The 11,770-nt window shown below is 48.0% G+C and carries 11 protein-coding genes and 2 tRNA genes; 6 read left to right on the plus strand and 7 right to left on the minus strand.

Annotation, left to right across the window (positions count from 1 at the left end; translation table 11 throughout):
* Nucleotides 1–266 precede the first annotated feature (266 nt).
* From NQ544_RS01890 to NQ544_RS01915, 6 genes are all read left to right on the plus strand, one after another.
* Nucleotides 267–944, plus strand: coding sequence for a LysE family translocator (locus NQ544_RS01890; RefSeq protein ID WP_006846331.1), 678 nt, complete (start codon nt 267–269; stop codon nt 942–944).
* Between the two features lie 98 nt (nt 945–1,042).
* Nucleotides 1,043–1,597 (plus strand): DUF4924 family protein, encoded by a 555-nt coding sequence (locus tag NQ544_RS01895; RefSeq protein ID WP_006846332.1) that lies wholly within the window; start codon nt 1,043–1,045, stop codon nt 1,595–1,597.
* Nucleotides 1,598–1,662: 65 nt separating this feature from the next.
* Nucleotides 1,663–3,249, plus strand: a complete 1,587-nt coding sequence (locus tag NQ544_RS01900) for a peptide chain release factor 3 (protein ID WP_006846333.1) — start codon at nt 1,663–1,665, stop codon at nt 3,247–3,249.
* Nucleotides 3,250–3,318: 69 nt separating this feature from the next.
* Complete coding sequence (locus tag NQ544_RS01905) at nt 3,319–5,079, plus strand: chloride channel protein (RefSeq protein WP_228023740.1); 1,761 nt, start codon at nt 3,319–3,321, stop codon at nt 5,077–5,079.
* 80 nt (nt 5,080–5,159) lie between these two features.
* The gene (gene fmt, locus NQ544_RS01910) at nt 5,160–6,254 is read left to right on the plus strand and encodes a methionyl-tRNA formyltransferase (RefSeq protein ID WP_006846335.1); all 1,095 of its coding nucleotides are present in this window, start codon (nt 5,160–5,162) and stop codon (nt 6,252–6,254) included.
* Nucleotides 6,255–6,291: 37 nt separating this feature from the next.
* Nucleotides 6,292–6,864, plus strand: a complete 573-nt coding sequence (locus NQ544_RS01915; RefSeq protein WP_006846336.1) for an L-threonylcarbamoyladenylate synthase — start codon at nt 6,292–6,294, stop codon at nt 6,862–6,864.
* A 194-nt stretch (nt 6,865–7,058) separates the two neighbouring features.
* Here the strand turns inward: NQ544_RS01915 and NQ544_RS01920 are convergent.
* The 7 genes from NQ544_RS01920 to NQ544_RS01950 all read right to left on the minus strand — a co-directional run bounded on the left by NQ544_RS01920 (nt 7,059) and on the right by NQ544_RS01950 (nt 11,762).
* Nucleotides 7,059–7,134, minus strand: a tRNA-His gene (locus NQ544_RS01920).
* Between the two features lie 34 nt (nt 7,135–7,168).
* Nucleotides 7,169–7,244: transfer RNA gene (locus NQ544_RS01925), tRNA-His, on the minus strand.
* A gap of 78 nt (nt 7,245–7,322) precedes the next feature.
* Nucleotides 7,323–7,718 carry a preprotein translocase subunit SecG gene (gene secG, locus NQ544_RS01930; RefSeq protein WP_006846337.1) on the minus strand — a complete coding sequence of 132 codons (396 nt, stop codon included), beginning with the start codon at nt 7,716–7,718 and terminating at the stop codon, nt 7,323–7,325.
* 36 nt (nt 7,719–7,754) lie between these two features.
* Nucleotides 7,755–8,534, minus strand: coding sequence for a DUF8458 domain-containing protein (locus tag NQ544_RS01935; RefSeq protein WP_022121009.1), 780 nt, complete (start codon nt 8,532–8,534; stop codon nt 7,755–7,757).
* 104 nt (nt 8,535–8,638) lie between these two features.
* Nucleotides 8,639–9,160, minus strand: a complete 522-nt coding sequence (locus tag NQ544_RS01940; RefSeq protein WP_006846339.1) for an LptE family protein — start codon at nt 9,158–9,160, stop codon at nt 8,639–8,641.
* Nucleotides 9,157–10,503 (minus strand): sigma-54 interaction domain-containing protein, encoded by a 1,347-nt coding sequence (locus tag NQ544_RS01945; protein WP_006846340.1) that lies wholly within the window; start codon nt 10,501–10,503, stop codon nt 9,157–9,159. The genes NQ544_RS01940 and NQ544_RS01945 overlap by 4 nt, the downstream gene beginning before the upstream one ends.
* A 161-nt stretch (nt 10,504–10,664) precedes the next feature.
* Complete coding sequence (locus NQ544_RS01950; RefSeq protein ID WP_006846341.1) at nt 10,665–11,762, minus strand: PdxA family dehydrogenase; 1,098 nt, start codon at nt 11,760–11,762, stop codon at nt 10,665–10,667.
* Nucleotides 11,763–11,770: the final 8 nt, after the last annotated feature.

Genomic DNA, 11,770 nt, shown 5'->3' on the forward strand with positions numbered 1-11,770 from the left:
AGATACTGAAAACTTTTGAATCTCGTTTATTTTTAAATATAAAAAATTTTAATTTTCTTTTTTTTCTGCTAGATGATTTGCTGTCCGAAGTTTCTCTGTTGCCCTAAATCCTGTTTATATTCATGCAGAACATCCGCGTAATCCTTGTAATCCATGCCCGAAAATATAAAAAACGGATATAAAATGAACTTTTAGGCGAAAAAATTGTGCTTTGTGCCCAAAATTTTGTAACTTTGCCGACTGTTAGAAATTGTAACGATACTAAGATGAATTTAGCATTTCCAATTGAGATAAACATCCTTGACTTCATTTTCAAAGGAATTGTCATCGGTGTTCTTGCCTCAGCCCCTATGGGTCCGGTAGGCATCCTTTGCATCCAGCGTACACTCAACAAGGGTCGCTGGTATGGGTTTGTAACAGGTGTGGGTGCCGCATTCAGCGACATTGTATATGCTTTGTTTACAGGCTTGGGCATGAGTTTTGTGATGGATTTTGTGAGTAACTCCGAGAACAAGTTTTATCTTCAGATTTTCGGCAGTCTGATGCTCCTCGTATTCGGAATCTACTGCTTCAAGAGCGATCCGATGAAGAACATGCACAAGTCGAGCAACAAGCAGGGTACCCTGATGCACAATGGCATCACGGCGTTCCTCGTAACACTCTCCAATCCGCTCATCGTGTTCCTCTTCATGGCCACCTTCGCGCAGTTTGCCTTCGTCGTACCGGATATGCCGGTAGAAATGGGAGTAGGGTATCTCAGCATCGTCTTCGGAGCCCTGCTGTGGTGGTTCGGACTCACCTGGCTCGTCGACAAGATTAGGAACAAGTTTGATACCAACGGCATCGTCATTATCAATAAGGTAATAGGCAGCGTGGTCATCATCTTCTCCATCATCGCTCTCTTCGGCACGATTTTTAATCTGTATCATCTGCCGGAATTTTAAAGAGTTTATAGTTAATAGTTTATTGTTTATAGGAGCTTTAGCCGCTTTAGAGTTTATAGTTAATAGGGCTTAAGCTCGTTTCTTCTTATACAGAAAAAATGTTTGTAGCACAAGAATTAAGAAAGAAAAGTATCGCAGAATACTTATTATATATGTGGCAGATTGAGGACATCATCCGAGCTTACGGATGCTCGCTGCCTGTCATCAAGAAAAATTATGTAGACCGGTTCGACTTTACACCTGAGCAGCGCGAGGAAGAACTCGACTGGTTTGGCAACCTGATTCGCATGATGAACGAGGAGGGAAAGCGCGAGGGAGGACACCTTAATATTAATAAGGTGATACTCAAGGACGTCATTGACCTGCACGGCATGCTGCTGCAGAGCACCAAGTTTCCTATCTACAATGCCGAATATTATAAGGTGCTGCCTTTCATCGTAGAGCTGCGCCAGCGGGGCGACAAGGATCTCAACGAGATTGAAACCTGCCTCGATGCCCTCTATGGTGTGATGATGCTGCGCCTGCAGAAGAAGGAAATTACGCCCGAAACCGAAAGGGCCATCAAGGAGATTACCGTCTTCATAGGTCTGCTCAGTGATTATTACATCAAAGACCGAACCGAGGGACTCAAGTTTGATGATGACGACATGTAGTGATTAGTTATTAGTGATTAGTTATTACTTTTTAAGAATATACATTATTATATATTTACAACAGGATGAACGAAATAGAAAGAAGAAGAACATTTGCCATTATCTCTCACCCGGATGCTGGTAAGACAACATTGACCGAGAAGTTTCTGCTTTTCGGTGGACAGATTCAGGTGGCAGGTGCCGTAAAAAATAACAAGATTCGCAAAACTGCGACTTCTGACTGGATGGATATTGAGAAACAGCGTGGTATCTCGGTCTCTACATCTGTAATGGAATTTGATTATCTCCCTGCCGGACAGGAGGGAGAACCTTATAAGGTGAATATCCTGGATACTCCAGGTCACCAGGACTTCTGCGAGGATACCTACCGCACACTTACAGCCGTAGATTCAGCCATCATCGTGGTTGACTCTGCCAAGGGTGTGGAGGCACAGACCCGCAAACTCATGGAGGTGTGCCGTATGAGAAATACCCCGGTAATCATCTTCATCAACAAGATGGACCGTGAGGGACGCGACCCGTTTGATGTGCTCGACGAGTTGGAAGAAGAGCTCAAAATCAAGGTTCGCCCGCTGAGTTGGCCTATTGGTCAGGGCGTCCGTTTCAAGGGCGTTTACAACATCTACGAGCATCAGCTGAACCTCTTTACCCCTAACAAACAGCGAGTTACCGAGAAGGTAGAGGTAGATATCCAAAGTTCAGAACTCGACGAGCGGGTTGGTGAACGTGAGGCTGCACAGCTGCGTGAGGAACTGGAACTGGTAGATGGTGTTTACCCTGAGTTTGAGGAAGAAACCTACCGTTCGGCCGAGGTAGCACCTGTGTTCTTCGGTTCGGCACTGAACAATTTTGGTGTTCAGGAACTCCTCGACTGTTTTGTTCATATTGCTCCATCTCCTAGACCCACCCAGGCAGAGGAGCGACTGGTGAAGCCTGAAGAACCTAAGTTCAGTGGTTTCATCTTCAAGATTACAGCCAATATTGATCCAAACCACCGCTCCTGCATCGCATTCTGTAAGATATGCTCGGGTAAGTTTGTGAGAAATCAGCCATATTACCACGTGCGCTTGGATAAGAACGTGCGTTTCTCTTCGCCTACCCAGTTCATGGCACAGCGCAAGAGTACCATTGACGAGGCTTATCCGGGTGACATTGTAGGTTTGCCAGACAACGGTATTTTCAAGATAGGAGATACGTTGACGGAGGGAGAGAAGATGCATTTTCGCGGTTTGCCAAGCTTCTCTCCACTCCTTTTCAAGTACATCGAGAATGATGACCCGATGAAGAGCAAGCAGTTCCAAAAGGGATTGGAGCAGCTCATGAATGAGGGTGTGGCGCAGCTCTTCGTCAACCAGTTCAACGGCCGCCGCATCGTGGGCACCGTGGGTCAGCTGCAGTTCGAGGTTATCCAGTACCGTCTGGAGAACGAGTACAACGCCAAGTGCCGTTGGGAGCCCGTGCATCTTCACAAGGCTTGCTGGATAGAGGCAGATGACGAGAAGGAACTCGAGAACTTCAAGAAGCGCAAGTACCAGTACATGGCCAAGGATATTGAGGGGCGCGATGTCTTTCTTGCCGATTCGGGCTACGTGTTGAGCATGGCGCAGCAGGATTTTGAACACATCAAGTTCCATTTCACATCGGAATTCTAAATCAATGTAAAAAAGATGGATGAAGAAATTCTAGATTACAACGAGCAGAAAGAGGGATGGGGCAGTAAGATGGTGGATTGGCAGAAAAAACATATTTCTGACCGCCAGATGACCCTTATCCTAGCTTTTATCATCGGCCTTCTGGCGTCGGTGGCAGGATATTTCCTGCACGGCATTGTGCACGAAATACAGTTGCTGCTCACTTCGGGATTCAACCAGAGCACCTACAATCTGCTCTTCCTGCTCTTCCCGATTGTGGGCATTTACCTCACCATGCTCTTTATTAAATATGTGGTCAGAGATAATATTTCCCACGGTATCACCCGTGTGCTTTACGCCATCTCTACCAAAAATTCCAAGCTCAAGGCCCATAACTGCTGGTCATCGGTGGTGGCATCAGGTATCACCATCGGTTTCGGTGGTTCCGTGGGAGCCGAGGCTCCTATTGTGCTCACGGGTTCGGCCATTGGCTCAAACCTGGGACAAATCTTCCGCATGGACAAGAAAACCATGATTCTGCTGGTGGGCTGTGGCGCCTCTGCAGCCATTGCTGGAATCTTTAAGGCGCCTATTGCCGGACTCGTGTTTACGCTTGAGGTGCTGATGGTAGACTTGAGCATGGCTTCCTTGCTGCCTATCCTTATCAGTTGTGTAACAGCTACTTGCTTTACCTACATCCTGATGGGCTCCAAGAGTCTTTTCGATTTTACGCTTACTAATCCGTGGGCGCTCGACCGCGTGCCTGCCTGCCTGTTATTGGGCATCTTTTGCGGTTTGGTGAGCCTTTATTTCATGCGCACCATGTCGGCATGCGAGGGCTTCTTTGCCAAGCTTTCGCCTTATCCATACGTAAAGCTGCTCTTTGGTGGACTGATTCTGAGTTCGCTCATCTTCCTCTTCCCTTCGCTCTACGGCGAGGGCTATTCGGCAGTCAACGTGCTGCTGAAAGGACAGAATGTGGAAGACTGGGGGCAGGTGATGAGTCGTTCGCTCTTCTACGGGCACAACCAGCTGCTCATCCTCTACATCGCCTTGGTAACCTTTACCAAGGTTTTTGCCACCTCGGCCACCAATGGTAGTGGCGGATGCGGTGGTACCTTTGCTCCTTCGCTCATCATTGGCGGTTTTGCCGGTTTCCTCTTTGCGCGTCTTTGGAATGTGAATCAGGTAGGTGTCTATGTTCCTGAGCAGAACTTTACACTGATGGGTATGGCGGGCCTCATTACGGGCGTGATGCATGCACCGCTTACGGGCATCTTCCTCATCGCCGAACTCACAGGCGGCTACCAGCTCTTCATGCCGCTGATGATAGTGTGCATCTCTTCGCTGCTCACCATCAGCATCTTTGAGAGTCACAGCATCTACGCCCTGCGTCTGGCTAGAGAGGGCAAGCTGCTCACCCACCATATTGACAAGGCTGCGCTCACCCTGCTGGGCATGCAGGATGTCATTGAGAAAGATTATCATCCGGTAGGTCCGGATCTGCCGATGAGCAAGCTGGTGAGTGAGATAAGTCGCAGTAACAACAACTTTCTGCCTGTTTTGGATCAGGCGGGTGTGCTGTTGGGAGTAATAGATATTACGAAGATTCGCCACATCATCTTCCGCACCGAACTGTATCAGCATTTCACTGTGCGTCAGCTGATGATGCAGCCTTCTGCAGTTCTTACCGAACATGACAGTATGGACGAGGTGATGCAGAAATTTGATAAAACCGATGCCGCCCAACTGCCAGTGGTTGATGTGGCAGGCGTACTGAAGGGTTACATCAGCCGTACTAGAATCTATTCCATGTACAGGCAGATTGTAGCGGATATGTCGGCAGAGTAGGAGTTTTAAGTGAAGAGTGAAGAACGAAGAGTGAAGAATTCAACGGCTTTGCTGGTTTTATTTTAAAATATTAGTGTTTTATGGAGAAGAAGGATTTGAGAATTGTTTTTATGGGAACACCAGAGTTTGCGGTGGAATCCCTCAAGCGCCTGGTAGAGGGCGGTTACAACGTGGTGGCTGTGGTTACGCAGCCTGATAAACCGGTGGGCAGACATCAGGATACGCTGCAACCTTCGCAGGTTAAGCAGTATGCCGTAGAGCATGGTTTACCGGTGCTGCAGCCTGTAAAGATGAAGGACCCTGACTTTGTGGAGCAGTTGCGTTCTTATCAGGCTGACTTGCAGGTGGTAGTTGCTTTCCGCATGCTGCCAGAGGTGGTTTGGGCGATGCCGAAATATGGTACATTTAATGTACATGCAGCCCTCCTTCCGCAGTATCGCGGTGCGGCGCCTATCAACTGGGCAGTGATTAATGGCGAGAAGGAGACGGGTGTTACCACCTTCTTCCTCGACCACGATATTGATACCGGTCGCATCATCCTGCAGAAACGTTTTCCTATTCCGGAGACGGCAAATGTGGAGTATGTTTATGACGGGTTGATGCATCTTGGTGCTGAATTGGCGCTGGAAACCATTGATGCGCTCATCGCTGCCGATGGCAATATCGGTTCCATTCCTCAGAGCGAAATGATAGGACAGGGTGCCGAACTTAAGCCGGCTCCGAAAATCTTCAAGGATACCTGCCGCATCGACTTCCACAAGCCTGCCAAGCAGGTGTATGATTTCATCCGCGGTCTTTCTCCATACCCTGGTGCATGGACTGAAATTAAGAAGAAGGAGACAGTAGTATTCTTTGACGATCCTAAGGGAGATGATGATTACGTGAGGTTCCCTGAGCCTACTGCTCATCCATCCCATAAGCAAAGTACACAGAAAATTCAGGTACTTAAGATTTTTTCTACCCATCTTTCATGTATGAAGCGTGGTGATGCGCCTGTGGGATCGCTCCGCGTTGAGGGGAAGTCGTTACAAGTAGCCTGCCTTGACGAATGGCTCATTATTCAGGAGTTGCAGCTCAGTGGCAAGAAACGCATGGATGCTTCTGCTTTTCTCAATGGTATGAAGGACATAGCTTATTATGAGTGTTTGAAGAAAGATGTTAATGACGATTTTTAAGATTCAAAAGATTTTTGATTTTTAGTTTTATAGTATTATGACTGTAGAAGAAGACATCAAGCATGCTGTAGAGTGCATGCGAAAGGGTGGAGTGATACTCTATCCTACAGATACCGTATGGGGCATAGGATGCGACGCCACCAACCCTGAAGCGGTAAAGAAAGTTTATGAAATAAAGAAACGTGACGATTCTAAGGCGCTTATCTGCCTGATAGATTCTGCTGACCGCATGGCGCGTTATTTCCGCAATGTGCCACAGGTAGCATGGGATTTCATCGATGCTGCCATGCCTGTAAAGCCTACTACGGTTATTCTTGATGATGCGAGTGGTGTGGCTAATAATTTGGTAGCAGAGGATGGAAGTCTGGCGATGCGTATAACCTATGAGCCTTTCTCCAAACAACTCTGTTACCGTTTTCAGAAGCCTATTGTAAGTACAAGTGCTAATGTGAGTGGTGAGCCTGCTGCACAGAATTATCGCGACATCTCCGAGGAAATCCTCAATGCTGTAGATTATGTTTGCTGGAGCCGCCGTCAGGAGCATAAACCTCATCAGCCTTCCAGCATCGTTAAGATTGCTAAGGATGGTGAAGTGAAAGTAATCAGATAAGTTTTCAATTCATCCTTATATGAATGCCTGCTAGAGGAATATTTTCTTCCCTTAGCAGGCTTTTTTGTAAGTTTTCAGTTTATAATATTTAAGAAGTACTATTGCAATTCGTTTATATGACAAAAAAGAATTTCCGCTCAATACGGATATATAACAAGAAACCCTGCAAGAAAGAATCTTGCAGGGTTTATCTTGGGTGGAAGGTGGGACTCGAACCCACGACATTCAGAACCACAATCTGACGCTCTAACCAACTGAACTACGTCCACCATATTGGTTATGTTTTGCTTTTTCAAAAATAGTTGGGTGGAAGGTGGGACTCGAACCCACGACATTCAGAACCACAATCTGACGCTCTAACCAACTGAACTACGTCCACCATATTCTTGTTAAGCGGGTGCAAAGGTACGAAAAAAAAATGGTTCTACCAAATTTTTTCGTACCTTTTTTCTTATTTTTTATTTTGCAGGGCTTGTTGGAACAACTGGAGCTGCCTTCTGGGCATCTGCACCAGCTGCAGGAACAGCCTTCTGAGCACCTGCTGCTGCATCCTTGCTAGCACCTGGCATAGCAGGAAGAGCGGTCTGCTCCTGAGTGGCTCCCTCCAAAACACTGCTTTCGCCAGCTGCCTGAGGGGCTACATAAGCACATGCCACGCTGATGACAACCAAGGCTGCAGCGAGGCCCCATGTTAATTTCTCAACAATGTCAGTGGTCTTGCGAACACCCATGATTGAGTTGGTTGAAGAGAAGTTACTTGCAAGTCCACCTCCCTTTGATTCCTGGATGAGCACGATGAAAATCATCAGGATAGCTACCAGGACGATTAATACTACTAATAATGTGTAAGCCATTTTTTAAAACTAGTTTTATTTATTTATTATTCTTCTTTATTTCTTCTTGCTGTTCAGCATCAGTTTCTCAAGGAATCTGAGCTGGTCAACATAATATCCGTTCTTGTCAGGATGCTGCTGATGCAGGCGGCTGATGATTTCGTAAGCCCTCTGATACTTGCCCTGCTTGATGTAGATGCGGGCGAGGGTTTCGGTGAATACACCGCTGTTTTCCTCTTCGCCATCCTTGCCGGAATCGGTCTGAAGTTCGGGAGTAAATTCTGGTTTGTAATCTTCGTCCTGCTGGATTTTAGGCAGTTTGAAACCGCCATCCTCCATAAAGTCGTCGATGAGACTCATGGTGCGCGAAGTATCTTCTGGCTCCTGCTGGTCTTCGGTCTCCATGAGATAAGCCACATAGTCTACAGCCGCGTCAGCAGGTGTAGGCTTACGTTTCTCCTTCTTCTCTTCTTCGTCTTCTTCCATAGGAATGGATCCCAGGAAGTGGTCAATGAGGTCGCTAGTACGGTCTCCGTGTTTTTCTGCTCCTATTCCTCTTACGCCTTGCTGTTTGTTGGATTCAGCCTCTTCAGGGGCGTTTTTTATCTGATAGTGGGCTGCCTCTACCATCTCAAAGATAATCTTACGGTCGGTGATGTAGATGGCTGCACGGCGCAGTTCTTCGTCGAAACTCGGGTCGTGGAGCAGGTACAGATTCTTCAACATCAGTAGGCGTGCCGTCTGATAATACGGATATAAGGCCAAGAGGGCGCGCAAGTCGTAGAGCGTCTCTCGGTTCATTTCCTCCGGGTGTTGTATCAATCTGCTTAATTCCACGATATTTTACTTTATTTTATTTTACTTTGAACATTGAGTTTTGAACTTTATAATCAGTAAAGCCGTTGAATTCTTCACTCTTCACTTTTCGTTCTTCACTTACTTTACCAGTTAGCTACCGTAGCGTTGAATATCTGGTCTACCAGGTCTTTGATAATCTGGGTTACCAGTTCTTCCTGCACCGAGGCAAGGCTCTGAGTGGTGTCGTAGGTCTTGGCAGATGTAAACTGCTTTTCGAAGTCCTCGGCATGGTTCTTGGTGTTGGTGAAACGTACGTTTACGGTGATACTGAGCTCGGTCTGTGCTGAGTATCCCTCAGAACTAACCGACTTGTTGCGCTGAGAATATTGGGTGATTTCGCCCTCTATCTTCAGGTCTCCGTTGCGTGACACCTGTATGAGCTGGGTGTTGCTGGCAAACTTATCCTTGAGTTCGTTGTTGAACATCGGACCCATCGGACCCCACACATACGAACTTCTGATAGGGAAGTCGGCTATCTGTATGGTCTTGGTTTTGGTGTAGTCGATGCTGGCACCGTTGAACTTGTAGCTCACGGAGCATGCTGCCATGACCGCCACCATCAGTGTGACTCCTATTATATATAGGTACGCGCGTATATGCTTCATAACTTATATTTGTTAATCTTTCTGTACAGAGTTCTGTCGGAGATTCCCAGTTCTTCTGCCGCTTTCTTGCGGTTTCCGTTGTTTCTCTCCAATGCCTTTTCTATCATCTGCTTGCTAAGGTCGCTGAGGTTCAGATTCTCGTTTTCTTCCTTGATCTCCTCTATCTCAGCATCCTCGGCTTCGGGTTTGTAAGTGCCCCTAATGCCTCTTGTAGCTATTTCCTGACGGATGTGTTGTAGCTCATCGAGATCGGTAATCGGAGGTACGGACGATACCGGAGAAACCGATGGAACGGATGATACGGCCGGAACCGGAGATACGGATGATACTGGAGCTACCTGGGTATTCGGCTGAACCGGAGAAACATATCCGCCTGTACCGCCCAACTGGCGTGCCTTATCGAGTTGCTTGCGCAGGCTGTTCATCTCTCGTCTCAGGTCGCTCACGTTGCCCCTCAGTTCGTAGAGAATCTTGTATAGCAGTTCGCGCTCGCTGGAGTAGCTATGGTCGTCCTTGCCATCCTTCTGTATGGTGGCGAGCTGTGTAGACTCCTCATCTCTCGGAATAAACTGAGTGAGAGTCTGTGCATCGATTTCTCTTTCTCGGCTCAGCACTGACATCTGTTCGGTAATGTTCTTGAGCTGTCTCACATTTCCCGGCCACTTGTATTTCAGCATGATCTGCTTGGCCTCATCTGAGAGTGAAATCTTAGGCAGACGGTATTTTTCGGCCATCTGCATGGCGAAGAGGCGGAAGAGCAGGAGGATGTCGTCGCCACGCTCTCTCAATGCAGGCATCTGTATCGGGATGGTGTTGAGGCGGTAGTAGAGGTCCTCGCGAAAGCGTCCTTCGCTCACAGCCTTGCGCATGTTTACGTTGGTGGCTGCCACGATGCGGACATCCGTTTTCCTTATCTCAGTTCCACCCACGCGGATGTATTCTCCCGTTTCGAGCACGCGCAGCAGTCTTGCCTGCGTCTGAATCGGGAGTTCGCCCACCTCGTCGAGGAAGATGGTACCCTTGTTGGCAATACCGAAGTATCCTTCGCTTTCGCCTATGGCTCCAGTGAAGGAACCCTTCTCATGTCCGAAGAGTTCGCTGTCAATGGTTCCCTCCGGAATGCTTCCACAGTTGATGGCGAAATATTTCTCTCTGCGGCGTGGCGAATTGTCGTGAATCACCCTTGGAATGATTTCCTTACCCACACCGCTCTCGCCAATGATGAGCACGGAGAGATCGGTCGGCGCTACCTGTAGGGCTACGTCGAGCGCATGGTTCAATCCGTCGCTGTTACCGACGATATTGTAGCGTTGTTTTATCTTTTGTAGTTCGGAAGTATCCATTTAGCTGCCAAAATTACTCATTTTTTCTGAATTATCTGCATTTTTTTTTAATTTTAACGTTCGGGAGGTCTGATTACAGGGCAGATTTGCCTTTTTTGCGTCATCTGCCCTCCCGAATCTTTCTTTATTCCGCTTTTTCTCGGGAATAGGGAATCTTTCTCTTATCCCTTTTTCTTAGGGATGGAGAATCTTACCTTCTCGCTCTCGTCACGCTTCTCGTGGTAGAGTTTAGGCAGTGGATTCTCGTAGGCCTCATCATAGTCTTCGCGGTTGCAGAAGGCATCCAGCGCCAAGTAGATGGCGTGGCGGAAGGAGATTGCATCGGCTTCGTTGCAGCCCGTGATGCTGTAGCTAGGAGTGGTGTTGGCGGCGGTGTGCACGAGTGGCAGGCCGGCAGTAAAGAGTACGCCATCCTCGGTGTAGAGAGAATGGAACGGGGTAGTAGCCTGATCATGATACATGGCCATGATGCCGTCGAACTCTACGAAATGGCCGTTGCCGAAGAACTCGTCAGTAGGGTAAGGACCAAAAGCTTGTATTTTCTGCTCGGCAAGCTGGTCAATGGCTGGGATGATGATGCTGGCTTCCTCTGGTCCGCAGCTCTCCTCACCGTTGTTGCTAGGATTCAGGGCGAGCACGGCGATGCGCGGGTTGGTAATCATGAAGTCTCGCTTCAGTGATGTGTGCATCTGCTTCACCTTCTCGATGATGAGCTCCTGGGTGATAGCTGTCGGCACGTCCTTGAGCGGAGTCTTTCCGGTTACGGATGCGATGCGAAGGTCGCCGCCGCAGAGGATGGAAAGGCCCTTGGCACCTTCGCCCAGGCAAGTTTCTATGTATTCCTTGTGACCCTTGAACTGGAAGCCCTCAAATTGTGCGTTCTGGTTGTTTACCGGTGCGGTAACGAGCACGTCGAAGAGTTCGTCGCGGTAGTCGGTCATGGCTCGGTCAAGTGCCTTGATGGCTGCCGTACCCGATTCCTGAGTAGGCATGCCCATGTCAACCTTTACCTCCTCGTCTACGGCTGGCAGGAGGTTGATTCTTCCGTCTTCAGCATCTTCTGCTTTCTGGATGATGGAGAACTGGGCAGGCAGATTCATCGCCTTGCGGTAATAAGCTGCCACTTTAGGCGAACCGTAGATGATAGGGGTACAATACTCCAACATCTCTGGCTCACTGAATGCCTTAAAAATGAGTTCGTATCCGATACCGTTGGTATCTCCGTGAGTGATGGCCACTCTAATCTTTTTGCTGTCCATTTATCGTT

This window comes from Segatella copri DSM 18205, assembly GCF_025151535.1.
Classification (GTDB): Bacteria; Bacteroidota; Bacteroidia; order Bacteroidales; family Bacteroidaceae; genus Prevotella; species Prevotella copri.

Bases quoted from the DNA above. Each gene is read 5' to 3' on its own strand.
- NQ544_RS01905 (WP_228023740.1), top strand. From the start codon at position 3,319: ATGGTGGATTGGCAGAAAAAACATATTTCTGACCGCCAGATGACCCTT.
- NQ544_RS01895 (WP_006846332.1), top strand. From the start codon at position 1,043: ATGTTTGTAGCACAAGAATTAAGAAAGAAAAGTATCGCAGAATACTTA.
- NQ544_RS01945 (WP_006846340.1), bottom strand. From the start codon at position 10,503: ATGGATACTTCCGAACTACAAAAGATAAAACAACGCTACAATATCGTC.
- secG (WP_006846337.1), bottom strand. From the start codon at position 7,718: ATGGCTTACACATTATTAGTAGTATTAATCGTCCTGGTAGCTATCCTG.
- NQ544_RS01915 (WP_006846336.1), top strand. From the start codon at position 6,292: ATGACTGTAGAAGAAGACATCAAGCATGCTGTAGAGTGCATGCGAAAG.
- NQ544_RS01940 (WP_006846339.1), bottom strand. From the start codon at position 9,160: ATGAAGCATATACGCGCGTACCTATATATAATAGGAGTCACACTGATG.
- NQ544_RS01900 (WP_006846333.1), top strand. From the start codon at position 1,663: ATGAACGAAATAGAAAGAAGAAGAACATTTGCCATTATCTCTCACCCG.
- fmt (WP_006846335.1), top strand. From the start codon at position 5,160: ATGGAGAAGAAGGATTTGAGAATTGTTTTTATGGGAACACCAGAGTTT.
- NQ544_RS01950 (WP_006846341.1), bottom strand. From the start codon at position 11,762: ATGGACAGCAAAAAGATTAGAGTGGCCATCACTCACGGAGATACCAAC.
- NQ544_RS01890 (WP_006846331.1), top strand. From the start codon at position 267: ATGAATTTAGCATTTCCAATTGAGATAAACATCCTTGACTTCATTTTC.